The organism is Sorangium sp. So ce590, assembly GCF_051521365.1.
Taxonomy (GTDB): domain Bacteria; phylum Myxococcota_A; class Polyangia; order Polyangiales; family Polyangiaceae; genus Sorangium.
On record NZ_CP150346.1, the window covers coordinates 7,687,459 to 7,712,307 of the forward strand.

Annotated in this window: 17 protein-coding genes; 8 read left to right on the forward strand and 9 right to left on the reverse strand. The window is 70.8% G+C overall.

Features of this window, described 5'->3' with window-relative positions; all coding sequences use genetic code 11:
• Window positions 1-3: 3 nt before the first annotated feature.
• The 3 genes from nusA to WMF28_RS28805 all read right to left on the reverse strand — a co-directional run bounded on the left by nusA (window position 4) and on the right by WMF28_RS28805 (window position 3,781).
• Window positions 4-1,647 (reverse strand): transcription termination factor NusA, encoded by a 1,644-nt coding sequence (gene nusA / locus WMF28_RS28795; RefSeq protein WP_437574324.1) that lies wholly within the window; start codon window positions 1,645-1,647, stop codon window positions 4-6.
• A gap of 30 nt (window positions 1,648-1,677) precedes the next feature.
• Window positions 1,678-2,322 (reverse strand): ribosome maturation factor RimP, encoded by a 645-nt coding sequence (gene rimP, locus WMF28_RS28800; RefSeq protein ID WP_437596535.1) that lies wholly within the window; start codon window positions 2,320-2,322, stop codon window positions 1,678-1,680.
• Between the two features lie 274 nt (window positions 2,323-2,596).
• Entirely contained in the window at window positions 2,597-3,781 is a 1,185-nt protein-coding gene (locus WMF28_RS28805; protein WP_437596536.1) for a phosphoglycerate dehydrogenase, read from the reverse strand.
• 61 nt (window positions 3,782-3,842) lie between these two features.
• Here WMF28_RS28805 and WMF28_RS28810 point away from each other — a divergent pair, with 61 nt between their 5' ends.
• Window positions 3,843-4,856: an FG-GAP repeat domain-containing protein gene (locus tag WMF28_RS28810; protein WP_437596537.1), complete on the forward strand. Its 1,014-nt coding sequence runs from the start codon at window positions 3,843-3,845 to the stop codon at window positions 4,854-4,856.
• On the opposite strand, the gene WMF28_RS28815 is transcribed toward WMF28_RS28810, so the two are convergent.
• From WMF28_RS28815 to WMF28_RS28825, 3 genes are read right to left on the reverse strand one after another with little or no spacing between them, the layout of a single operon-like run.
• Window positions 4,813-6,627 carry a hypothetical protein gene (locus WMF28_RS28815; protein ID WP_437596538.1) on the reverse strand — a complete coding sequence of 605 codons (1,815 nt, stop codon included), beginning with the start codon at window positions 6,625-6,627 and terminating at the stop codon, window positions 4,813-4,815. The genes WMF28_RS28810 and WMF28_RS28815 overlap by 44 nt on opposite strands.
• 12 nt (window positions 6,628-6,639) lie before the next feature.
• Window positions 6,640-7,278, reverse strand: coding sequence for a hypothetical protein (locus WMF28_RS28820; protein ID WP_437596539.1), 639 nt, complete (start codon window positions 7,276-7,278; stop codon window positions 6,640-6,642).
• Window positions 7,279-7,293: 15 nt separating this feature from the next.
• On the reverse strand, window positions 7,294-9,039 hold the full coding sequence (locus tag WMF28_RS28825; protein WP_437581981.1) for a protein kinase domain-containing protein: 1,746 nt from the start codon (window positions 9,037-9,039) through the stop codon (window positions 7,294-7,296).
• A 325-nt stretch (window positions 9,040-9,364) separates the two neighbouring features.
• Here WMF28_RS28825 and WMF28_RS28830 point away from each other — a divergent pair, with 325 nt between their 5' ends.
• The 7 genes from WMF28_RS28830 (at window position 9,365) to WMF28_RS28860 (ending at window position 21,721) form a co-directional block, all read left to right on the forward strand.
• Window positions 9,365-10,531, forward strand: coding sequence for a hypothetical protein (locus WMF28_RS28830; protein WP_437596540.1), 1,167 nt, complete (start codon window positions 9,365-9,367; stop codon window positions 10,529-10,531).
• A gap of 221 nt (window positions 10,532-10,752) precedes the next feature.
• Entirely contained in the window at window positions 10,753-12,498 is a 1,746-nt protein-coding gene (locus WMF28_RS28835; RefSeq protein WP_437596541.1) for a serine/threonine protein kinase, read from the forward strand.
• Between the two features lie 255 nt (window positions 12,499-12,753).
• Window positions 12,754-15,360, forward strand: a complete 2,607-nt coding sequence (locus WMF28_RS28840) for a TonB-dependent receptor domain-containing protein (RefSeq protein WP_437596542.1) — start codon at window positions 12,754-12,756, stop codon at window positions 15,358-15,360.
• A gap of 8 nt (window positions 15,361-15,368) precedes the next feature.
• Complete coding sequence (locus WMF28_RS28845; protein WP_437596543.1) at window positions 15,369-16,919, forward strand: hypothetical protein; 1,551 nt, start codon at window positions 15,369-15,371, stop codon at window positions 16,917-16,919.
• Window positions 16,920-17,052: 133 nt separating this feature from the next.
• Entirely contained in the window at window positions 17,053-20,685 is a 3,633-nt protein-coding gene (locus tag WMF28_RS28850; RefSeq protein ID WP_437596544.1) for a S8 family serine peptidase, read from the forward strand.
• Window positions 20,686-20,970: 285 nt separating this feature from the next.
• Window positions 20,971-21,282 (forward strand): hypothetical protein, encoded by a 312-nt coding sequence (locus WMF28_RS28855; RefSeq protein ID WP_437596545.1) that lies wholly within the window; start codon window positions 20,971-20,973, stop codon window positions 21,280-21,282.
• Between the two features lie 13 nt (window positions 21,283-21,295).
• A complete protein-coding gene (locus tag WMF28_RS28860; RefSeq protein WP_437596546.1) occupies window positions 21,296-21,721 on the forward strand; it encodes a DUF6968 family protein in 426 nt (141 codons plus the stop codon).
• Between the two features lie 271 nt (window positions 21,722-21,992).
• Here WMF28_RS28860 and WMF28_RS28865 read toward each other — a convergent pair whose 3' ends face one another.
• The 3 genes from WMF28_RS28865 to WMF28_RS28875 form a co-directional block, all read right to left on the reverse strand.
• Complete coding sequence (locus tag WMF28_RS28865; protein ID WP_437596547.1) at window positions 21,993-22,331, reverse strand: hypothetical protein; 339 nt, start codon at window positions 22,329-22,331, stop codon at window positions 21,993-21,995.
• Window positions 22,332-22,887: 556 nt separating this feature from the next.
• Window positions 22,888-23,196: a DUF6968 family protein gene (locus WMF28_RS28870; RefSeq protein ID WP_437596548.1), complete on the reverse strand. Its 309-nt coding sequence runs from the start codon at window positions 23,194-23,196 to the stop codon at window positions 22,888-22,890.
• Between the two features lie 856 nt (window positions 23,197-24,052).
• Window positions 24,053-24,796, reverse strand: a complete 744-nt coding sequence (locus WMF28_RS28875) for a hypothetical protein (protein ID WP_437596549.1) — start codon at window positions 24,794-24,796, stop codon at window positions 24,053-24,055.
• Between the last annotated feature and the right edge of the window lie 53 nt (window positions 24,797-24,849).

Genomic DNA, 24,849 nt, shown 5'->3' on the forward strand with positions numbered 1-24,849 from the left:
GCGTTACACGTGTCTCGCTTCGGCGGCTCGGCGAATGTCCGCCCGCGCTGCATCGAGCACCTTCTGCTCGCTCTCGACGAAGTCCCGCGCGCCCTGCTTGATGGCGCGCGCCTTCTTGATGCCAAGGCCCGTGCGGATCGCCAGCCGATCCTCGTCTTCTCGCAGCAGGTCCTCCACGCTGCGGTACCCGGCTTCCTCGAGCAGCACCACCGTCCGCTCGCCGACGCCGCGGATGAACATCAGCCGCTCGCGGTCGGTGAGGGGCTCGGTGCGCGAGCTCGCGGTACGGATGCGCTCCTGACGCAGCCGCTCCATCGTCGTGTCCGCCTGCGCCTTGATGCGCTCGGCGGCCTCGGCGCCGCCGAGGCCCGGGATGGCGGCGAGCTCCTCGACCGAGGCCTCGCTCACCTCTTCCAGAGCACGGAAGCCGAGCCGGTACATGGACTTGGCGATCTGCTCGGTCACCCAGTCAATCTGCTGCAGGGCGGAGATCGCCTCCTCCTCCATCTGCTTGAACTTTGTCTCGCTGATGATGTCGAGCTTCCAGTTCGTCAGCTGCGCGGCGAGCCGCACGTTCTGGCCCTTGCGCCCGATCGCCAGCGACAGCTTCTCGTCCGGGACCACGAGCTCCATGCGCCCGTCTGCCTCGTCGACGATCACCTTGTGCACCTCGGCCGGCTGGATCGCGGCGATGACGTAGCGCGCCGGATCCCTGTCGAAGGGCACGATGTCGATCTTCTCGCCGCGGAGCTCCTGGACCACGGCCTGCACGCGCGAGCCCTTCATGCCCACGCACGCGCCCACCGGGTCGACGTCCGCGTCGCGGCTGGTCACCGCGATCTTGGAGCGGGCGCCCGGCTCGCGGGCGACCGACACGATCCGCACGATGCCCTCGTAGATCTCGGGGACCTCGGCCTCGAAGAGCTTCTCGACGAGCCGGGGATCGGAGCGGGAGAGGATGACCTGCGGGCCGCGCGCCTCGCGATCGATGTCCTTCACGTACGCGACGATGCGGTCCCCCGGCCGGTACGTCTCGCGCGGCGTCTGCTCGCGGAACGTGAGCACACCCTCGGTGCGGCCGATGTCGACGATGATGTTGTTGCCCTTCTCGAACCGCCGCACGATACCGCGGATCAGCTCTCCCTTGCGATCCTTGTACTCATTGAAGATGAGATCGCGCTCGGCGTCGCGCACGCGCTGGAGCAGGACCTGCTTCGCCGTCTGCGCGGCGATGCGCCCGAAGGTCGTGCGGCCGTGCTTGAGCTTCAGGATGTCGCCGTACTCTTTGTCCTGATCGCGCGCCTTCTCCGCGTCCTCGGGGCGCCAGAAGACCTGGAAACCGAGCTCCTCGCCCAGGGTCGCGTCCAGCTTGAGCTTGTCCACGTCAGTGATGGAGATCTCGCGCTCCGGCTCCGCCACGGCCTCGACCACGGTCATGTACTGGAAGAGGTCGATCTGCCCGCTGTCCTCGTTGAAGCGCGCCTCGAGCTCGCGGGTCGGGCCGAAGACGCTCTGCGCGGCCTTCAAGATCGCGGCCTCGATCGTCTCGACAAGGATCTTCTTGTCGATCCCCTTCTCCTTCGCGACCTGATCGAGGATGCTGCCGAGGCTCGTCTCCGAGGTCGGCATCGCTGCCATCGTTGCCATGACGTCCCTGTCTCCTGATCTTTCTTCTCTCTACTTGCGCTTCTCGGAACCGCGCGCGCTCCGCATTGAGGCCGGTCGCGGAGCCGCCTCCGCGAGCCGCTTCGTCGGCCCCGACTCCTTAGCGGTCTCCTTGCCCTGCCGCTGCCCCTTCTTGGGCTTGGGCTGCGACGAGAGCTCGAAGACGAGGCGCGCCTCGATGACATCCGAAAACGGCGCCTCGATCCGCTTGCCGTCGACCAGGACCGCGACCTGCCCCTCCGGAGCCGTGAGGAGCTCGCCCCGGAGCAGCCGCTGGCCGTCCGGCGCCGGGCGCGACAGCTTCACCTTCGCCGTCTTGCCGAGGAAGCGGGCGAACTCGGCCGGTGTGCGCAGCCGCCGGTCGAGGCCCGGAGAGCTGACCTCGAGGTTGTAATGGTTGGGTATGAGATCCTCGACGTCGAGGACCGAGGAGACGTCGCGCGACACATCCACGCAGTCCTCCAGCGTGACGCCGCCGCCCACCTCGGCCGCCCCCTCGCGCTCGATCGTGAGCCGAAGCGTCCAGCCCGCGCGCTCGGTGGTCCACTCCAGGTCGACGAGCGTGACCCCGCGCGTGGCAAGCACCGGCGCGAGGGCGTCGCGAACGCGCCCGAGATCGAACACAGCTCCGGTCGAAGGCTCCATCAGTTGCGGCATGGGAGAGACGTCACCCTTGGCGGATCCGGGAACTTTCAGCGCCATGAACCCCGAGCGACGGTGCCCGGCGCCCCTGCGCCAAAAAAAAAGAGCCGATTCCCGAACTGGGAACCCGGCTCGCGGATCCGCCTAGTTGTCGGCGGACAACCTAGTCGAATGCTGGGCCTCATGCAAGGGGGGATACGGGCAAACCGCCCCCTCGTGGCCGGGGATCTCCCCGCCGGTTCGCCCCCGCCTTGGCCTGCGCCGCGTCACCGCCGGAGGGCGGGATGCCTTACGCCAGATTCGGCAGCGCGACGATATCCACGTGCAGGACCTCCTCAAACGCCGCGATTTCCTTCAGGCAGGCTTCGCTCGGCCGGCCGGAGACCCGCATCTTCGTGCACGTGGCAGTGGCCCCATCGAAGACGGTATTTGAAATCTCCTCGATGTTGATCCCGTGCCGCTTCATGACGCTGAGCGTGTTCGCGAGCACGCCGACCTTGTCCAGCATCCGGACGACGACCGCGTAGCGAGCGGGCGAGGTAGCGCAGATGTTGACCACGTTGGGCAGCTCCTCCTCCGTCATGAAGGAGCGGATGATCCGGGCCGTCTCGAGGGCGATGGCCCGCTGGGCCTGCTCCGTCTGCGCGGCGATGTGCGGGGTCCCATAGACGAGCCCCCGCGCGAGGAGGTGCGACTCGAACGGCGCCGAGCCCCTGTCGGGCTCGCCGGCGAAGACGTCGAGGCCGACCCGCAGCCCCTTGCGCGGGATGAGCTCCTCGAGCGCGGCGTAGTCCAGGACCTCCGGGCGCGCGGCGTTCACGACGATCGCGCCGTCGGGGAGCGCCTCGAGGACGCTCCGGCCGACGATGCCGCGCGTCTGCGGGGTGGCGGTCAGGTGGATGGTGAAGATGTCCGAGCGGGCAGCCAGGTCCTCCAGGGTCCGGGCGTAGCTGACGTCGAGCTTGGCGGCGCGGCCCGGCGTCAGCGAGCGCGACCAGGCGTGCGGCTCGAGCCCGAAGGCGCGGGCGCGCACCAGCACCTCGCGGCCGATCGCGCCGAGCCCCGCGATGCCGATCCGCCGGCCGAACAGCCCCCGGGCCGCCGAGTACTTCGTCTTCTCCCAGCGGCCGGCCCGGAGCTCGGACGTCGCGTCGACCAGCCGGCGGTCGAGCGCGAGGATGAACGCCATCGTCAGCTCTGCCACCGCGGTCGCGTTCTTGCCGGGGCAGTTCGCCACGTAGACGCCGCGCGCGCTCGCCGCCGCGACGTCGATCGTGCCCACGCCGACCCCGGCCCGCACGATCAGGTTGAGCTGACGGCCCGCCTCGATCGCCTTCGCGGTGACCTCCGTCGAGCGAACGACGAGAATGCCGATCCCGTCCAGGGCCGCCGGCAGCGTGTCCTTGGTGAGCTCCGGCCGGGACTCGATCTCGATCCCGAGTACCTTGAGCTCTTCCAGAGCCGAGAGATCCATCTTATCGGCGACTAGCAGGCGCATGCGGAAGGGAACGGTAACAGAAAAGCTCTCGCTGACGATGTGCGTTTTGCTCATCGCCTGCGCCAGCGATCATCAGGTCTCGCCCTGGGGCACCGCGCGCAGGCCGCGCCTCGGCGCGTACGTCGCGCCCCCGGACCTCGAGGCTCAGCTGCGCGCCATCGACGTGGAGACCGCCGAGCTCGGGCTGAAGCTCGAGGTCGAGCTCCGCGGCGCGCTCCCGCGCCGCGGGGGCGAGGTGGTGCTGCGCGGCTACCGCGGGACCGACGCGCTCGGGCGCCGCACCTCGGCGGTCCGCGTGGCCACCCCGCGCGGCGTGGTCATGGCCGCGGGGCCCCTCGACAGCGGGCGCGTGGACCGCAGCCAGGCGACCCAGCTGGTACCGTCGCTCCTCCCGGGATCGCAGCCGGACGCGACGGAGCAGCTCGGGGCGTTCCGCTCGGGGACCGATCTCAACCGCGACGGCGCGCCGGACGTCGTGCTCAGAAACGAGGCGGGAGAGCTGGAGATCTGGGGCGTACAGCCGCTCGGCGCGGCCCGGTACGCCGTCGAGCTCGCGACGCCGCCGCGGTTCGCGCTCGACGTCGACCACGACGGCACGCTGGAGCTCGCCGGTCGGATCCACGTGGCCGAGGAGGATCCCATCGCGCCGGATCTCCTCGACGTCGCGGGCTTCGAGGGCGATCGCTACACACACCGGGGCAGCGCGGCGCAGGCGTTTCATGAGACGCGCGCGCGAGGCCCGGGCGCGGAGGCCGCCGGGCCGGGCACGCGGCAGGAGCCGCCGAAGGACGACGCTGCGCGGCTCAGGGGCGCGCTCGAGCAGGCCTGGCACGCGCGGCTCGCGGGCAGGCCGGCGGCGGAGACGCTCGCGGCGCTCGACCGGGAGCCGGTGCCGCCCGCGCTCCGGGGGGCGTTCGCGGCCCACCGCGCGCGGGTGGCGAGCGCCGCCCCGGCGGCGCCGAGGGGCGCCCCGGCCGGGGAGGAGCCACGCGGACGCGACGGCGCGCCTACTCGTCCGCAGGGAGCATCGGGAACGCCTGACCGGCGCTGAGGACAATGATGCCCGGGATCGCACCGGGCCCGCTGTAGCCGCGCGTGAGAGGGAAGCCCCAGTCGACGCGCGTGACGATGCGGTTGAACTGCGGGAAGAGGGCCCGGAGCCCGAAGCCCGCCGACTGCTTGAGGCGCAGCTCGTCGTAGTCATCGAACGCGTCGCCGGCGTCGAAGAAGGCCGCGCCAGCGAGCTGACACGACCAGATCTCCACCGGGCGCGTGCGGAGCTCGAGGTTCGCGGAGAGCACGTCCTGGCCGATGAACGCCGCCGACTTGTACCCGCGGAGGCGCGTCTCGCCGCCGAGCGGCGACCGCCTGTTGAGGTAATTCCGGTAGCGGTCGAGCAGCCGCACGTCGAACACGAGCCGCCCGACGCCGAAGCTCGGCGTGTGCACGCGCGCGCGCGCCTCGATCGAGGCGTCGAAGATCTGGGAGCGATCGAGCTCCGTGACGCTCTTGACCACCGCGCGCGCGAGGCCGTCGCCGAGCGCGACGGTGTACGCCGCCGCGGCGGAGACCCCGAGGAAGCTACGGGTGGAGTTGAGCGCGGTCGTGACCGGGTAGAGCACGATCGAGAGCTCGTGTCCGAGCCGGTAGTCCTCCTGAAGCGCGAGCGTGTTGAAGTCGAGCACGCGCGAGAAGCGGGTCGAGTACGTGGAGTACTTGAACGTCGGCGCGACGCGGGTGTCGCTCACCGGCATCACGCGCGCCTCGAACTCGGCGATCGCGGCCGGGGCGAAGCCCGCGGGCGCGACCATGCGGTACACCTTGCGGCTCGCCTCGATGCCCACCGAGAAATCGTGCTTCACGGCCGAGGCGGCGGCGCCGAAGCTGCGCGTGACGGCGTAGCCGCCCACCAGGAGATCGCTCCGGTAGAGGTACGGGATGCGGTCGTCCTCCGTCGTGGCGCTCGCGTCGAAGGTGGCGAGCTTCGTGCCGATGAAGCGGCGGGTCACCTCGTCGCGCCAGGTGACCTCGGCGTCCCAGGCCCACTCCGCCTCCGTCGCGTAGAGCGGCTGCCCGTACACGAACTCGCCGCGCGTGCCCTCGAGCTCGCCGGTCTTCCGATCGATGATCGCGTTCAGCTCGGTCCGCATCCGCACGTGGCTGCCCCCGATGCCCGGCATCGCGTAGGCGACGCCGAGCGAGAGCGCGCCGGGATCGAGCGTGAGCTGCGCCGCGACGGCGTGGTGGATGCCGAGCAGGTTCTGCTCGGCGGCCTGCAGGAAGAGCTTCTCGAGCTCCCCCTCGGCGATGCGGTAGTCCGTGTTGAGGCGCAGGCTCCAGACGTCCTTGGTGGCGACCGCGACCCGCACCCGATCCGACGCGCTGCCCCGCACGGCGAAGACGAGGACGAGCGACACCTGGCTCAGGCCGCGCAGGTTGCGCGCCGACTCATCGGCGAGCGCCTGCGCGTAGGGACGCCCGACCGCGAGCAGCACCTCGCGCCGGAGGACGTACGGCCGCGAGAGCGCGTGGAACCAGTTCAGGAAGGACGGCGCGGGATCGCGGTCCTCGATCACCTCGAACGGGACCACGTCGATCCCCTCGACGATCTTGCCCTCGGGGGCGGGATCGAGCGTCGCGCCGAGCCGCGCCAGGGCGCGCTCGATCGTGGCGCTCTCGTAGCTCGAGTAGCCCTCGTGCCGCCGAGGCTCGGCCGGCGCAGCCGGCGCGCCCTGCTGCGCCTGCGCCTGCGCCGCGATCGCGATGAGCCCCCCGAGGAGCGAAGGCGCGCAGCGCATCAGCACGATCGACGCGCGCCGCACGAGCCGCTCGCCTCAGAAGGAGTCGCTGGCAGGGTACGTCGCCATGACGTTGATCTTGTACTTCACGTACTGGTGCGGGATCGTCCCCCAGTCGGGCGTCGGCATCGCGCGCTTCACGCAGCGGAGCAGCTCCTTCGTCTTCGCGCGGTTCACCGTCGTCGACTTGCCGGCGTAGACGTTGGTGCGCTTGCGCCGGAAGTCCATCTCGAAGACGAAGCTCACCGTGATGCTCGCCTTGCCGGACGGGGCGCACTGGACGTTGTCGCGGATCGCGCGCGCGAGGGCGTCCTCGAAGAACGTGACGTGATCGCAGCGCTCGGGCGGCGTGGTGCCCGGGCCGGGGTTCTCGCACTTGATCGTGGTGAACGGCGAGAGCTTGACGCCCTCGGCCAGCGCGGCGCCCGCGTCGGCGAGCGCCCCCGCGTCCCAGGCGTAGGCGCCGGCGTCGGCCGTCGCGGCGTCGGCGGACGGGATCGACTCAGGCTTCGGACGGCGCCAGAGGTAGAGCGGCACCGCCACGAGGATGAGCCCCGCGACGAGCGCGATGATGATCTGCAGCCGCACGGGGCGCTCGCCGCCGCCGCGACCGAGGTAACGGTACGGCGAGGGCTGAGACGGCGGGCTGGACGGGAACGGAGGCCGGCTGTTCATCGGACGCGCTCAGGTTCAATCGATGAGCGTCCGCGCAGGGCGCCCGGGCTCGCCCTTCACCAGCGTCGCGCCAAGCTCAAGCGTCTCGGGGAGCATCCCCTGAACCTGAGCGACCACCTGCTCGACCACGTGGCGAGCCTCGTCGATGCTCGGACCCACGATCGAGACCACGAACTTGAGCGGACCCGTCCGCCCCGCCACGGCGGGGGTGAGGCTGAGCAGGAGCATCTCGGTCAGATCGATCACCCGCTGCGCCGCCTTCCGCAGGGCGAGCATCTCCAGGATGGTCGGGCGCTCGCTGACCTGGCGGTTCGGCCCGCGCAGCTCGTAGCGCGCGACCTGCATCGGCACCTCGGCCCAGTCGGCGAACAGGCCGTCCTCGTCGATCGCCTTCATCAGGTGCTCGCGCACGAGCAGGCCGGTGAGGCCGTCGCGCTTCGCGAGGTACTGCTTCGCGCGCCGGTGCTGCGGCGAGTCCGGTCCGAAGGTCACGAGCTTCATCCGGCACTCGCCGACCTGCACCTCTCCGCCGTGCAGCAGCGAGACCTGCGACTTGCGCTCGTAGTTGAAGTCCGCGTAGGTGCCGTTCGTGCTGCCCTGATCCTCGATGAGCCACGAGCCCGTCTGCCACTTGAGGATCGCGTGCGCCCCCGAGACGGTCGCCTCGGGCACGCACAGGCTCTGATCGCTGCGCCGGCCGAGCGCGAGCTTCGTGTCGTGCAGCGGCAGCAGCGAGCCGACGATCTCGGGCGCGTTCGTCGCGTACGTCACGAGCAGCGACTGCGCCGCGGGGGTGAAGTTCAGCTTGAGCGCGCCGCCCGGCGGCGGCCCCGGATCGAGGCGCTCGCGCGGCAGCTGGATCGGGCTCGTCGTGAGCTGCGACGGGTTGAAGAAGCGCATGTGCCGCGCCTGCGGCCGCATCGACGGATCTTCGTTGAGGCCGCGGAAGATCTGCCGCACCTCGTCGATCGACAGGCCCGCCGGGACGTCGAACATGATCTGCTGCTTCATCGTCTTGAGCCGCGGCTTGTAGCCGGGCTCAGGGACGCGGCAGGTCCACATCTCCCAGAGCGTCAGGGCCATGGCGTACACGTCGTCCTCGGGGCTCGCGCCGCCGTTGCGCAGCCGCTCGGGAGACATGTAGTTCGGCGTGCCGCCGTCGGGCGGCGCGCCGGGGCGGCGCGCCGAGGCGCGCGCGCGCTCCTGCGCGAAGCCGAAGTCGAGGATCACCGCGCGGCCCTCGGAGACCATCACGTTGCCGGGCTTCAGGTCGCCGTGCACGAGGCCCTGCGCGTGGATGGCCGCGAGCCCGTTGCAGACCTCGCTCGCAATCTTGCGGAACTCGTCCGCCGTGTAGCCGCCCTGGGCCTTGCGCTTGCGGATGTGCGTGTGGAGCGTCTGCCCGGGGATCTGCTCCATCACGAGGATGGGGCCCCAGGGGCTCGGCGCCAGATCGTGCACGCGGCAGACGTTCGGGTGGCCGACCGAGCGCGCGAGGAGGAGCTCCTGGCGGAGCGCCTCGTCGTCGCCCGGCATGCGCGACTCTTCGCGGACCACCTTCAGCGCCACGGTCTGCTGGGTCGAGCGATCAAAGGCCAGGAAGACCTCGCCCATGCCGCCTTTACCGAGGCTCTGACGGATGTCGTAACGGTCGTTGATGACCGTTCCGGCAGTAATGGGAGGGGGGGGTGTCTTGGTCACGGCCCGCGGTGGATAAAAGGAGCGCGAACCGGAGCGTGCCCGACACCGGCTGCGGCGCACAGCGTCGTCCATCTGAACGTGGAGCGCAACGGTCGTTCTGGGGGACAGGCAGGACACCGCGCGGCGGCAGCCGCCGGCCCGCTGGTTTGTGCCGAGATCGCCCCTCCGGACGCCCCGGGCGCCGGGATCTCTTGACGATGGCCGCCGATTTGTTTACGCGCCTCGATCAGCCCGGCGCGACCGCCGCGCGCCGGCGCTGGCGACGCGAGGTGCACCGGGCTGACCGAGCCGGTGGAGCCGTGATCCGGCGCAGCCCTCCGCCGGCCCGGAGCCCGGGACGGACGCGATCACCGGACCGCAGCGCCGCGGATCCTCGGAGGCATCGATGCGCTGGGACGGCTGGATCCGACAGGGAAGAGCGCGCCTCGCCGCGGCGGCGCTCTGCGCGGCGGCGGCGCTCGCGCTGGGCTGCGGCGACGACACGGACGGGAGCGCCGGAGCGACGTCGGGCGGGAGCGGCGGCGCGGACGGCGCCGGGTGCCTCGACGCGCGATCCCACGACGCGCTCTTCTCGCTTGTCGACCCCGCGTGGTGCGCCGTCGCCGTCTACAGGACGGACGAGGAGCTCGGCTTCGCCTCGGTGACGTGGGGACGCCACGGCGGACCGATGCTCGCGCGGACCGACGCCGAGGGCGCCGTCGAGATCGTGCGGCTCACGCCGCCGGACGGAGCGGACGGGGCGCTCGCCGTGGCGCGGACGACCGTCGACGTCGGCATCCCCGACGGCGCCTTCCTCGGCGGACAGGCCGTGGACCTGCCCTTCCTCGGCTGGACGGCGATCTCGTGGACCCGCGCGTTCCCCGACACGCGCGGGGAGCTGGTCCTGATCGAGGACCGCGCGGTGGCGAAGCGCTACGAGGTGAACGGCTTCTTCGCGGCCGCCGCCGTCGAGGGGCGCCTGCTCCACACCGGGCTCTCGCCGCTCGGCGATCCCGCCGCGGGCCCGAACGGCCTCTATGCAGCCGACCGCTGCGGCGCGGCGGGGCAGGACGCGCGGCTCGTGCCGGAGGGCGACGCGAGCTGCGCGGAGCCCGCCGCCGTCGGGGCGTGGGGCGACAGCTCCGGCCCCGTCGCCGCCGACCTCCGCGGCAACGTGTTCGCCGTGCTCCCGTCTGCAGACGGAACGCAGCAGGCGCGCGGCTTCGCGGCCAGCGCGATCGCGCGGGGCGCCGGGCCTGCGGAGGGCGACGTCCTCTTCTCGCTCCCGGGCAGCGGCATGAGCCTGGCAGCCCTCGCGCCCGAGCAGGGCGCGCCGGGCCTCCTCGTCTTCCAGCCGAGCGACCCCGCGACCTACGAGGCGCTCGCGCCGGTCGCCGTCGCCTTCAGCGACGACGGCGGTCGCGTGCGCGCCGACGGCTCCCCGGCCCCGCTCCTCGAGCTCGCGACGGCGGGCACGTCGCTCTCGCTCCTCGCCGACGAGGCGAACCGCCTCTGGATCGGCGGCCCCCTGCCGAGCGGCGGGTTCCTGTTCGCTGTCGCCGTCCGACGCTGAGCCACCACCGGCGGCTCACCGGCGCGATCACCGCGCCGGGGAGCCGCCGCACCGCGGCTCACCGACCGTCCGGACGGCAGCGCACCACACGTCGCGCATTTCCTGCGTGTATCGTGGCACTGCAGATTGACACGTCAGAGTCGCCTCAGTCACACTGCTCCCGAGGCGGCTGCTGTGTGTCCAATCTTCACCTCCTCACGCTGCCCGAGGAGAGGCACGACATGCCTGATGGCCGACAGCGAGAGGTAAACGGCAGCTCGAGGACATCGAGGTCTGCCGCGCCGGATCCGCTGCTAGGGCGTGTCATCAACGGCCGCTTCAAGGTTGTCAGCGTCATCGCCCGCGGCGGCATGGGCAAGGTGTACAGGGCCGAACAAGCGCCGCTCGGCCGCATCTGCGCGCTCAAGGTGCTGAGCCCCAAGTACGAGGGCGACCACGATCCCGAGTTCCACAGGCGCTTCTTCCTCGAGGCGTCGACCGCGGCGAAGCTCTCGCACCCGAACACGGTCACCGTGTTCGACTACGGTCATAGCGACGACGATATCTACTACATCGCGATGGAGTACATCGAGGGGAAGACCCTCCACCGCGTGCTCCGCGAGGAAGGGCCGTTCCTCGAGGCGCGCGCCGCGCACATCGCCCGCCAGATCTGCCGGTCGCTCCGCGAGGCGCACGCGATCGGCGTCGTGCACCGCGATCTCAAGCCGGGCAACGTGCTGCTCGTCGACCACGAAGACGAGCAGGACCACGTGAAGGTGCTCGATTTCGGGCTGGTCAAGGACACCCAGAGCGGCGAGGACCTGACGCAACAGGGCCTGTTCATGGGCTCGCCCAAGTACATGGCGCCCGAGCAGATCGCCGGCTGCGACGTGTCCGCGCGCACCGATATCTACGCGCTCGGCGTGATGATGTACGAGATGCTGTCGGGACAGGTGCCCTTCGACAAGGGCGCGAGCGTCGGGACGCTCATGTCGCACGTCCACGACCCGGTCCCGCCCATGCAGGTGCACAACCCGACGCTCTCCATCTCTCAGACGATGGAGGGGATCGTCTACCGCTGCCTGGAGAAGGACCCGGCGCAGCGCTTCTCCTCGATGAACGAGCTCGTGACCGCGCTCAAGTTCGCCGCGGGGGGCATCTCCACGCGAGACACGGGCGAGACCGCGCTCCTGCTGCCGGGCGCGGCGAGCTACCGCGCGTCGGCCCCCTCGTATCCGTCGGCCTCGTCGTATCCGTCGATCCCCTCGTATCCGTCGGCTCCGTCGTACTCGACGATGGGCGAGCTCCCGGGCCTCTCCACGCCGAGCTCGTCACCGCCCACGAGCTCGCCCGTGACCTATACAGGCCCCCTCGCCACCGACAGCGCGCTGAAGCCGCCGGCGGCGCCCCTCTTCGTCGCCCCGTCGATCACCGACTCGATGGGGCCGCGCCCGGCGCCGCACGCGGAGGGCCTCGCGTCGACCCAGCCCGGCGCGAGCCCGGGTCGGAAGGTCGTCCCCTGGGCGATCGCCGCGGCCCTCGCGGCCGTGGTCGGCGTCGCCGCCGTCATGACGACCCGCGCGCCGGCGGTAGAGACGAGCGCGGCGGCGCCCGAACCGGGCGCAGGGAGCGCGCCGGCCGCCGAGACGGCCCCGGAGGCGAACGCGCCCGCGGCGAACGCGCCCGCGGCGCGCCCGCTCCAGGTCGAGAGCACGCCGCCCGGAGCGGCGGTCAGGGAAGGCAACAAGGAGCTCTGCACCGAGACGCCGTGCGAGATCATCTGGCGCGGGAGGGCGGCCGCGCTCGCGTCCGAGCACGAGCTCGTGTTCGAGAAGCAGGGCTACAAGCCCGCGATCGTGCGCGTCTCCGGCGCCGAGGAGAAGGTGCGCGCGAAGCTCGATCCGGCCCCCATCCCGGCGCCGGGGACGCCGAGCAAGCCCCGGGCGAACGTCCAGAAGGCCGAGCCGTACAAGAGCAACCCGTACTGACGAGCGCGCGGACGCGCGCCGGCCGCTCTGTTAGAATCGCCGCGCCTTCGCGGTTGGGACCTCTTACCATGACCGCGGTGGCTTCGCGCGAGGGGCGTGGCGGGCGCTCCTCGCGTCGATGAAGTGTTCGGTGTGATGTGGAGAGCGGCGCCGTCCGCGCTCCCGAGCTCTCGCCGGGATCGCCGTCGCGACCCGGCCTTTGTCGCCGGAGGCTCGCGGTCGCGCCCCCGGCCCCGATGAGGACAGGGCGAACGCATGTCGTCTTCCGATTCCTGCTCGCGCGGCCTCCGCGGCGCCGCCCCGACGAACGACGCCCGCGCAGCGCGGCCGCGCGGCGGGGCCGCGCTCGGGCGGAGGCTCTTCGCCTGCGCCGTCGCCCTCGGCGCGATGACCGCCGCGCGAGGCGCGCTCGCCGACGCCCGCACCGAGGCGCGCCTCCACTTCCGGGCGGGCATGGACCTCATCGCCCAGAAGCAGTTCGACGAGGGCATCCGCCAGCTCCAGAAGGCCAACGAGATCCTCCCGCACCCGAACGTCGTCTTCAACATCGCGCGCGCGCACGCCGAGGCCGGCCACATCGAGCAGGCGATCGCCGCGTACCGCGAGTACATCGCGAGCGACCCCCCGGACAGGGAGCTGGCGACGCGGATCATGGAGCAGCTGGAGCAGCGCCTCGCCGCGCAGCGCGCCGCGGCGGCCCCGGAGCCGAAGCAGCCGCCGGCGCCCGAGCCGCAGCCGCCCGGGCCGCAGCAGGGCGCCCCCGGCAACGCGCCCGCCCAGCCCACCGCCGAGGGCGCGCCCGCGAGCGCCGCGGTCCCGGCGCCGACATCGAGCGCGGCCCCCGTCGACGCCGCGGGGCTCGTCGGCGCGGCCCGCACCGAGGACGTCTACCAGGAGACCGTCATCACCGCGTCGCGCGGCGCCCAGAGCCCGCTCGACTCCCCGAACTCGACGACCATCGTCACCCGCCAGGACATCCGGCTCTCCGGGATGACCCGCATCCCGGAGCTGCTCCGGCGCGTCGCCGGCATGGACGTCATGCAGATCACGGGCGGCGACGAGAACGTCTCGATGCGCGGCTTCAACAGCCGCCTCGCCAACAAGCTCCTCGTCCTCGTGAACGGGCGCACGGTCAAGAACGACGTGCTCGGCTCGACCTTCTGGGAGGCGCTCTCGATCGACGTGGATCAGATCGAGCGCATCGAGGTGGTGCGCGGCCCGGGCTCGGCGCTCTACGGCGCCGACGCGTTCGCCGGCATCGTCAACATCATCACGATCGAGCCCGGCGTCGGGAAGAGCGGCTTCCGCGCGGGCTACGGCGATCACCAGCAGGGCTACGGCTCGGTGTGGACCTCGGCGCGCGAGGGGGACTTCGCGTACCGCCTGTCGGCGGGCTACACGCGCTACCCGCGGTGGACGCGCGAGGTCGCGGACGACCGGATCGACCTCGAGACCAGCGGCCAGAGCCAGGATCTCGGCGCGCAGAGCGTGCGCATCGACCTCCGGGCCACGCAGCGGCTCGGGCCGCAGCGCGAGCTCGCGGTGGGCGCCGGCTATTCCCGGAGCGAGCTCGACGTCTACGGCATCGGCCCGTTCAACGACTACAACCTGGAGGCCGCCAACACGGACGCCTCGGTCGCGTACCGCAGCGAGAACGTCAACGCGCGGACGTACTACTCGCACATCGACGGGTACTCGCAGCTCAACGCCGCGTACCTCGGGCACCCCCTGTACGCGGGGCGGCCGCGGCAGCACATCGTGAACGCCGAGCTCGAGTTCGTGAAGACGCTCCGGGCGCCCGCGCCCGTCGTGCACGACTTCCACATCGGCCTCGGCTACCGGCTCAAGGCGACCGACTGGAGCTACCTCGACGACGACATGCCGATCGAGCACCACGGCTCGGTGTTCCTCCAGGACTCGATGAAGCTCGGAGAGCGCGTCACGCTGGTCGCCTCCGGCAGGCTCGACTACGTGCCTTACCTGGAGCGGCTCATCCCGTCGCCGCGCGGCTCCGTCATCGTCAAGCCGACCCCGCGCCAGGCGATCCGCGTCTCCGGCTCGACCGCGTTCCGCTCGCCCACGTCGCTCGAGGCCTACGTCGACCTGCCGATCCAGCTCGCGATGCCCGGCCTCGAGTTCCTCTCGACCACGCGGCCGCCGGTCAGGTCCGGCGTCATCATCGACCCCGAGCAGATCATCACCGCCGAGGCGAGCTACCTGAACCAGCAGAGCGACCACTTCGAGTTCGAGCTCACCGCGTACTACAACCGCGTGAGCGACCTCATCGTGCTCGCCGAGCCGCAGCGCACGACGCTCTCGCAGCGCGCCCAGGGGTTCGGGGGGCTGAACCCGGAGACGGGGCGCTACACCTCTGGCCTCGGCGGCTTCGAGAACCAGTGCGACATCTACCACGGGGTCGGCGGCGAGCTCGGCGGCCGCGTCTACCCCGCCGAGGGGCTCGACGTCTTCGCCAACTATGCGCTCAACCTGTCGGAGCAGGAGCTCCCGGCCGGGTGCAACGCCCTCAAGGACGGGCGCACAAGCCAGCACAAGGTGAACGCGGGGGTCCAGGTCCGCACCCCGGTCGGCGTCGACGGCGAGGTCACGTTCCACTACCAGTCCGAGCAGAAGTGGGCCGAGCAGGTCCCGGCGGGGACGGCCATCGCCACGCACATCTACGAGCTGCCCGCGTACACGCTGCTCAACGCGCGCCTCGGCTACCGCTTCCTGAACAACCGCGCCGAGATCTCCGCGACCGTCTTCAACGCGCTCGACGGGCTCGGCGATCAGCCGCTGCAGATGCACCCGTTCGGCAACCGCATCGGCCGGCGCTTCATGGGATTCCTCAGGTACTCGCTCTAGGCACCCCCATGCTCGGACCCACCCCCCGCACCGGTCTCTTCCTGCTCGGCGCACTCCTCGCGGCCCTCCCGGGCTGCGAGGCGGTGGACGTCTTCATCCCGCTGCCGGACCACAGCGGCCCCGCCGGGGTGCTCGACGGCACGGTGACGTACGCCGGCCCCCGGCCTTGCACGAAGGACGGCCGCGTCGTCGGCGCCGCTGTCGTGCTCGGCTTCGACACGCGCCTCCTGCCGCCGCCGGAGGGGCTCGGCACCTCGGCCGCGAGCATCGACGTGATCCCCGGTGACGAGCTGTTCGGGGGCCTGGGCGCCGCGCTCGATCTCACGAGCGACGGCGTGCTCCGCTGCCCCGAGCCGGACGATCCGCCCGTGACCGTGAGCGCCACCTGGAGGCTGTCGCCGCTGCCCGCCGGCACCTACCAGATCCGCGGCTTCTACGACCACGACGGCGATTTCGACCCGACCTTCAGCATCGCCAACCTGCCGAGCCAGGGTGACGTGGCCGGCGGCGCGATCGAGAACGCGACCGAGGTGCTCGGCGGCGCCGCCCCGCGGTACCGCGAGATCACGCTCGCCGCCCCGATCCCCGCGACGGGCGCGCGCGTCAGCGGCATCGCGGTCACCCTCGGCCTCCCGCTCCCGCTGGAGCGGCCGATCTTCCACGTCGCCGAGGTCCTCGCGCCAGCCTCCGGCGTCCGCCAGAGCTCGAGCGAGGTGGTCATGGCTTCCGACTTCCAGCTGGAGACGTTCACCCTTGTCGATCCCGTCGGCACCGAGGCGTCGCTCCTGCGCCTGCGGCTCGCCGCGGGGGTGCCGGGCCGAGAGGTCGCGAGCGCGGCGAAGCCCCCGATCTCGCTGCCGGTGGGCGGCGAGCCCGCGCCGACCCTCACGTACGCGCGCCAGGACGTGAACCGCGACGGAGCGATCGACGCCGACGACCACGTCCCCGACTCGGCCCTGATCCCGGCGCTCTTCCCGATCTCGGTGTTCGCCAAGCTCGACGACGACGACCCGCTGGTCAGCCAGGCCGCGCCCGCGGTGCTCCTCCAGGGGCTCACGATCTACGACGACCTCGCGACCACCGCCACGCTCGGCGCGGAGCCGCTGGACGAGCCGCGCGAGAGCGTGCTCGTCGGCGTCCGGCCCGCTGCGCTCTGCATGCACCCGACCGAGCCGAAGGGCGTCCTCGTGATCAGCCACGCGACGGACACGGAGGGCAACGCCATCCTCCCCGAGCCGGATGACGAGGACGCCGACGCATGGGACGTCCGCGACGTCGAGGAGGCGCTCACGCGGCAGTTCGGGCGCGCGATCGAGGTCGTCTACGGCTGCCTGCCCGAGGGGCGCTACGCGCTCAACCTCATCTACGGCACCGGCCAGGCCTGGACCGTGCCCAACGAGGCCGGCGTGTGCGCGCCGTCGGAGAGCGCGTCCACCAACGCATGCGGCGCGCGACCGCGCCTCGCGTCGCAGGACATGGTGCTCCGCATCGGTCCGCCGGACGACCCGGCGTACTGCGCCCAGCACCCCACCCCCGAGGCCTGCACGCCCTCGCCCTGAGCGCCGCCGCCGCGCCCGGTCCCCCGCGGCGCGCAGGCCTCCGCGAACCGGGCGCGGGCGCGGGGAAAGCGCCGTTTCCTGCGGCTGGCGCCGGTTGCCTCGCGCGCATGGACCGATGGTAGGGTCCCGGCATATGCGCTGCATTCGCTTTTCCTCGCTTGCTTTTCTGGGGGCGCTCGGCGGCGCCGCGGCGGGCGCGCTCGTTCCCTCCGATGCGTCCGGCGGCTGGCCGCCGCCCCCCTCGGCCAGCGCAGCGGACATGGCCGATCCGGAGAGCTGGCCGAGCGATCCCGAGTACGGCACCTCGGCCACGCAGAGCGGGCAGTGGAGCTTCTACTCCTTCATCCCGGCCCCGAGCGAGGGCGTCCGCCCGCGCCCGGAGGAGACCGCCGCCGGCATGGCGATCGATCTCGCGTGGCGGCTCACCCAGGGAGACCCGCGCGTCAGGATCGCCGTCACCGACTCCGGGATCCTCTGGGGCGAGGAAGATCTCCTCGAGAAGGTGTGGATCAACCGGGGCGAGCTCGCGTCCTACCAGCCGCTGCACGCGGACGGCGCGCCGTGCGCGGGCGACGGCGAGCTCGCCGGCTTCGACTGCAACGGCGACGGGGTCCTGTCCGCCTCGGACTACAAGAACACATCCTGGCTCACGCCCGCGGCGTCGGAAGGGCGGCCGCAGGGCGACCGGAACGGGAACGGCCGGCTCGACGCCGGCGACCTCATCCTGCACTTCTCGGACGGGGTCGACGACGATCAGAACGGCTACGTCGACGACATCGCGGGCTGGGACTTCTTCAAGAACGACAACGATCCGTTCGACGACACCCGGAACGGCCACGGCACCGCGGGGGCGAAGACCTCGGCGGCGCAGACGAACAACCAGCTGGGCGGCGCGGGCGTCTGCCCGCGATGCAGGGTCGTCCCGCTGCGCGTCGGCGACAGCCACGTCGCCGACGCGCAGGACCTCGCGAAGGCGCTCCTCTACGCGGCCGACCTCCGGGCCGACGTCGTGCAGTGCCCTGTGACCGCCGTCGACAGCACCGCCTTCCTCCAGGAGGCGCTCGACCACGCCTACGCCAAGGGGACGCTCGTCGTCGCGTCGATCGGCAACGAGGGCTCGCGCCACCACAGCGCGCCCGCGACGAGCAACCACGCGCTGCCCGTGAGCGCCGTCCGCTACGACGGCCAGAGCGTTACGACGTCGACCTCGTTCCTCGACGCCTCGCCGTGCTCGAGCTTCGGCGGCAACAACCTGCTCGCCGTGTCGAGCGCCGGCTGCGCCAGCGACGCGACCGCCGAGCTCTCCGGCATCGCGGGGCTCCTGTACTCCGCCGCCCTGGAGCGCGGCGTGACCCTGTCCCCCGGGGAGGTGCGGGGCCTGCTCATCGCGAGCGCCGACGACATCGCCGTGCCGGAGTCGCGCGAGCCGGGGTCGCCGTACCGCTCGTCGCAGCCCGGGTTCGATCAGCGGTTCGGCCACGGCCGCGTCAACGCGAACCGCGCCGTCGAGGCGCTCCACGACGGGCGCGTGCCGCCCGCGATCGACCTCACGTCGCCGCGGTGGTTCGAGGTCCTCTACAAGGATCAGGTCCAGGTGCCGGTGCCGATCGAGGGCACTGTCTCGGCGAAGCGGGCGACGGCGTACGACTACTCGGTCGCGTGGGCGCCGGGCGTGCAGCCGCTCGCCGCGGACTTCAAGGTGATCCACCGGGAGGTGAACGTCGCGCCGACGGTCACCATCGGCGGCCAGGGCCCGATCGCCTCGCTCGACGTGCGCACCATCGACACGTCCCACGCCCGCGACGCCGACAGCCCCCACGGCGAGAACGATCGCGCGATCACGGTGCGCATCCACGCGGTCGCCCACTACGGCGGGGCCACCGGCAACGTGGAGAGCGAGGCGCGGCGCACGTACTACGTCGCCAGCGATCCGACGCTGGTCCAGGGGTTCCCCCGCTTCATCGGCGACAGCGGCGAGGGCAGCCCGAAGCTCGCGGACCTCGACGGCGACGGGGCCCGCGAGCTCATCTACCCCACGGCCGGCGGCGAGCTGCACGTGCTGAGGATGACGCCGAAGGGACCCGAGCCGCTGCCGGGGTTCCCGTTCCAGACGCGGCACGCCGACGGCCTGCTCGATCCCGCGCCGTCGCGGGCCACGCCCGTCTACCGGAGCGCCCGCGCGTACGGCGAGGTGGCCTGGGAGCTCGGCCGCGAGCCGATCCTGGGCGCGCCCGCGATCGCGGATCTCGACAGCGACGGCGCGCAGGAGATCGCGGTCTCCACCTGGCCGGGCACGATCTACGTGGTCGGCGCGAACGGCCTCCTCCGGGACGGGTGGCCGGTACGCCTGCCCGAGATCCCCTCGTGCCCGCTCGCTCCCGGCGCGCCGGCGAGCGCGCCGTGCATGTCGGAGGGGGCGCGGATCGCGCGGGGGGCCTCCGCCTCGCCGGTCATCGCCGACCTCGACGGCGACGGCCGGCTCGACGTGATCCAGGCGGCCTTCGACGGCAAGGTCCATGCGTTCGACGCGAACGGCCGCGCGCTGCGCGGCTGGCCCGTGGAGGTGCACTACACGGGACCGCTGGCCGCCGAGCCGGCGCGGAGCCGCCTGCTCGCGACGCCGGCCGTCGCCGACTTCAACGGCGACGGCCTCCCCGACCTGCTCGTCGGGTCGAGCGAGCGGCTCGGCGACGACGGCGAGGCCGGGGCGGTCTACGTGCTCGACGCGCGCGGCACGGCGGCGACCTCCGGGCCGGTGCTCGCGGGCTGGCCTGTCACGATGCCGTCGCTCTCGCTCGCCCCGCTCGTTGCGCAGGGGATCACGGCCTCGGGCGTCGTCGGGCGGTTCGACGGCGCGCTGGCCGGCGTCGTCCAGGGCAACGGCGCCGCGCCGCTCGTGCTCCCGGCTTCGCCCGGCGCGCAGGACGCGCTCCTCGCGACCCCGGCGGGCGCGCTGCCGCCGGCGCGGGGGGGCTCGCAGGCCGGGCTCGACCCGACGTTCGGCCCGCTCTCGCCCGCCGCGGGCGCGCGGACGATGCTCCCGCTGCTCTCGCATCCCGCGCTCGGCGACGTCGATCAGGACGGCACGCCCGACGTCATCGCCGCCGGCTCCTCGGAGGCGGCCGCGCTGGCCCTGGCGGGCGCGCGCGGCGCGGAGCAGCCGGGGCCTCACCTGCTCGCGGTCTGGAGCGGCAGGTCGGGCGCGATGCTGCCGCGCGCGCCGTTCGTCCTCGAGGATCACACGCTCGGGAACAGCCAGGCGGTGGTCGATCTGAACGGCGACGACTATCCCGAGGTGCTGACGGGATCGAGCGGCTATTTCCTGCACGCCTTCGACGGGTGCGGCCGGCAGCCGCGCGGGTTCCCGAAGCACACAGGCCAGTCGATCGCGACGACGCCCGCCGTGGGCGACCTCGACGGCGACGGGAAGCTCGAGGTCGTCGTGGGCACCCGCGACGGCTGGCTCTTCGCCTGGCGCACCGAGGCGACGACGGACGCGGTCATCGCCTGGGAGAGCTTCCACCACGACAACCGGAACACCGGCAACCTCGAGACGCCGCTCGATCAGGGCAGCGGGCGGCGCGCGCCGCGCCCGCTCACCGTGGACCTGTGCGAGGGGGCGCAGCAGCCTCCGGTCCTCCTCCGTCCAGGCGGCGGCTGCGCCTGCGCGACCGCGGGCGACCCGCAGCGCGGGGGCGGCGAGGGCGCGGCGCTGGGGGCGGCGCTGCTCGGGGCGATGGCGCTCTGGGGGCGGCGGCGGGCGTAGGGCGGGAGGGGGCTGGGCGGCGGAGGCGGCCGTGGGCGAGCTCCGGGTCCTTCCTCCGGGGGCCGTGGGTTGCCCATCTTGGGCGTCCTGTCAGCGAACTCGGCGCCGCTCCGCTGCGGCGCTGCGCTCCTGGCCTTGTGGTGCTCATCGACCGATCGGTTGACGAATACTCGGACCCGGGGGCGTATCGCTGCCAACGGACGTGCCGGCACCGGCAACCATGGTGCTTTCAATGAGCATCAGCGGCACACGTCGGGTGGCGCTGATGTCGCAGCAGGAGCAGCCATGATCGGCAAGTATTTGTTCGCCAGTCTTGCCCTGCTCTCGCTCCCATCCTGCGTAGGTGAGTTGAGGGAGGACGCGGCCGACGACACGAGCGAGGAACCGAGCGTTGCTACGGCAAACGATGGAGCGGACGAGGCCGACCCGCGAGGTACCTTCGAGCTTACCCTGTGCGTTGCCATCGCCGCGGACAGGGTGAAGGTCAAGGAGGCGTTCTGTCGCTCGCTCAAGGAAAGTGACCAACGGGGGCGTTGCTGGTCGCATCGCTTCGACAGGCCCATCAAGTGGATCAACTGGTGCATCTACGAGTTTTAGCTATCCTGCGTAGATGGCTCGACAAAAATACAAGGTCATAGCTGTTCGTCGGTATAGCGTCGCAGGTGAACCAGGTCGCGAGATCGTTCTAAAGATCGGTGAACCAATACAGCCGGCGTCGCCCAGTGGATCGTGGACGTGCCCTGTCTTTCTTGAGGGGCTAGAGTCGGACATCCAGTATGTCGAAGGGATCGACGCCGTCCAGGCAATCCAAAGTGCCATGCGGTACACGCGGCACGCGCTGGACAAATGCGGGCTGCCGATTACTTGGATGGAGCAGGAGCCAGGAGACATCGGACTGCCGCTTCCTATAGATAGCCCGTTTGGTCTCTGGTTTCAGCGCAGACTAGAAAAGCTCGTAGATGATGAAACGGAGCGCATGGGCGAGATAGTGGCCGAGGTTCTCAAGGAACGGGCACGAAGGAAGCGTGGGCCTTGAGGCTCGCTCGGTATCCCGCGGCGTCGAGGTGGACAACGGCGCGCTCGGGAGCGCGCCGGCGTCGCGCTAGACCCCCAGGACCTCGAGCCAGCGCGCTCGACGAGCTCGTCCCAGGACGTCGACGCCGGCGCGCGATGATCACCGACACCGCGTGATGGCGGAGTGTACGGCGGCGTAGAGGGTCCTGGACCTGTGCTGCTAGCTCGGGTTTTGCGGTCGTAGAGCGACGGGATCGAGGCCCCAGGTGCCTCACTCTCCGCCTGCCGCCGACTCAGTCGGCAGTGTCCGGTGGCGTGCTGGTATCCGCTAAAAGCGCCCATTCCGGGAACAAATCATCTCCGTGGACTGGCAAGGTCAGGCGCCCTCTCATCGTGTACCACGCGATGTATTTAGAAAGCCCGATTATTCCGGAGATGATGGCGCCAAATCCATCGTGTCCCCATACTGGCGGCAATTTCCATTCTTTTTCTGGGTCGATGATGTCGATGTCGACCTCCCAATCGTTATCCGGCCGTTGTCGGGGTCGGCCGACGCGAAGCAAAATTTCCCGTTCCTGCTCCGCTTCTTCTGCTGGCAAAAATGCCAGTTTCCGTTCGCCGATGATGTCCATGATGGCATCATAGCACCAGGCTTTCCTTCGGCTGCAACCCGGTACCCGCGACATCATCAGCATTTCGCATGACATTGCGCGTTGCCGGATGCCTTCGCGCCATGACACCGAAGTTTCCACCTTGCCGGAACGTGCTGGCAGAACCTGTCGATTACTTCCCAGAAGGCCGTGCAAGCGTCCTGGCATCTGCCGCGCGGCCTTGCGTCCGGCGTCGTATGCGGATCCTCTGGTGTGGTTGAGTTCTCGAATCCAGATATTATATCCGATTCGCTCCAAATGTCATCGAGTGCTGCGTCGGGCTCCGGCGCATCGTTCGTATTCGACGCGGGCGCGCCTGGCATCGAGGCGGCCGTGGGCGAGCTCGGGGCCCCTCTCCGGCGGCCGTGGGTTGCCCATCTGAGGCGCCCTGTCAGCGAGCTCGGCGCCGCCCCGCTGCGGCGCGGCGCTCCTGGCGCTCATGGCCCTCTTCGACCGATCGGTGGACGAACACCCCGACCACTGAACAGCGGGCCGTGGAGGTCGAGGAGCGCGTCGCGACATCGACGAGGCCACGGGCTCACGACTTCGAAATGTCGATCTCGGGGAACCCGACACACTCCATTTCGAACCGCGAGAGCCGGCCAACTGCTTCATACTTGGATAGCATCGTTGGGATCAAGTAGAGCGCGCCATACAGCGCCTGAAATGCATCGAAGCCGGCCCCATGGGACTTATGGGTGTCCCCCGCCCCAGTGACCTCTACGTCAGCTTCCCAGCACAGGGCTGCTGGCCTGTACTCGGGCGCCCAGACTCGTACCTGGATATTTTCTTGGCTCCCGTTCGGTAGTGTTAGCGTGAGGGTGCGTTCTGCGATCGGGTCCGGCATGACGCCCCAGCTAGCGCACTCGTTGGCGGTGTCAAGTGTACGAGCTCAGCAGGAGCTCAAGCACTTCTCCCGCCCATTGTTGCGCGCCTTTTCACAGATGCTCCTCATGAGGAAGGGCGATCGCTCTTCACAGTAAAGATCCCATCGGCTCGATAGCGCGAGGCATGCAGCAGGGCAGCTGGAACGACACTTGTTGTGGCCTGCGGCTCGACCTTGCATGTGCTCCCGCAGGCACAGAATCGTGTCCCCGCGCGTCATGTACTCGGTTGAGCCAGCCGCTCCACACATGAGCTGCCAGAGGTCGGCCCCATCGTCTACCGCATCTTCGCACCTGCCTCGTGTGGCTCGAATTTCCATGGGTTCAACTGCGACACTGCTCTCATCATCAAGAACAGCCTCCGATCCCGGTGTCGGGTCCAGCGCGCACGCGGAAATGGAACAGCAGACGATGGCGGTGGTGATGGTGTCGAGTGCTCGCATGCCGGCGCTGTTGCGATCGGCGTGCCGGGCGGAAGTGTGCTGCTGTGGGGCGGGTCAACAGCTCTGCGCCTGGTCCAGGCTTGGCGCATGGCAAGGGCCAGGCGTAGAGGTGCGTGATGCTGCTGAATCTCGTGTCTTTGCCGGCTCTTCTGTCCCCTGCTCCGCGGCGCGGCCGTGGTGTCGAGGCCGACTCTTGCGGTGCTTCTACCTGCTCTTGCGGTGCTTCTACCTGGAGGAGATGATCCCCTCGTCGAGAGGCGAGCCACCCGAACCCCCCCCCCGCGCGCCCGTGCTGCCGCTGACGGCGCTCGCGGCCCTGGAGCGCGCCGGCGTCGATGACCACGGCGAGTCCGGGCGGCACCCCGCTGCTCCCTCATCAGAACTGGCAAGGCGGGCAGTCCGCGCCGCAGTCGACGTCCTCCTCGTCGCCGTTCCTCAGGCCGTCGTCGCACGTCCTGGGCTGGCACTTGCCGGCGAAGCAGACGTTGCTCACACAGTCGTTGCCCCCCTTGCAGCCCTGCTCGTCCGCGCACGGATCACAGTACGTTCCGCCGCAGTCGACGTCGGTCTCCGTGCGGTTCTTGATGCCGTCTCTGCAGCTCGCGGCCCCGCAGAGCCTGTCCTCGCCGCAAACGCCGGTGAGGCAGTCTGTTCCGGTATTGCAAGGCGCGTCTTTCGGGCATCCTTCGCATCGTCCGCCACAGTCTATGGACGACTCCCCGATGGCTTCGTCGCGCATCCTGTTCGTGCATTCGAGCGGGACGCAGGCGCCATGCTCGGAGCACATCAGCGATCGATCTTCGCAGTCTTCCGCCCTGAGGCAATCGACTATGTCCCCGCTCCCGTTGCAGAACCCGGAGCCGTTCGGGACCGGTCCGGCCTCCAGTGGGGCGTTGCGCCGCATCACATCGTTCTCGTTTTGGTCGCAGAAGTCTCGCGTGCACGGGTTGCCGTCGTCGTAGAAGTCCTCGAGCTCCGGTCTCGCTACGCCGTATCCGGCGCTGTCGCACATGTCGACGCGGCAGTCCCCGCGGAGGTCGCTCCTGCTCTGGACATAGATGTCCAGCTCGCAGAGTCCATCGACGCACGAGCGCGTGCCGCACAAGTGAGTTAGCGGCACGGGGCAGTCTTCCTCGGTTTGGCATGGCTTTGGGGCCCACGGATTGAAGACTG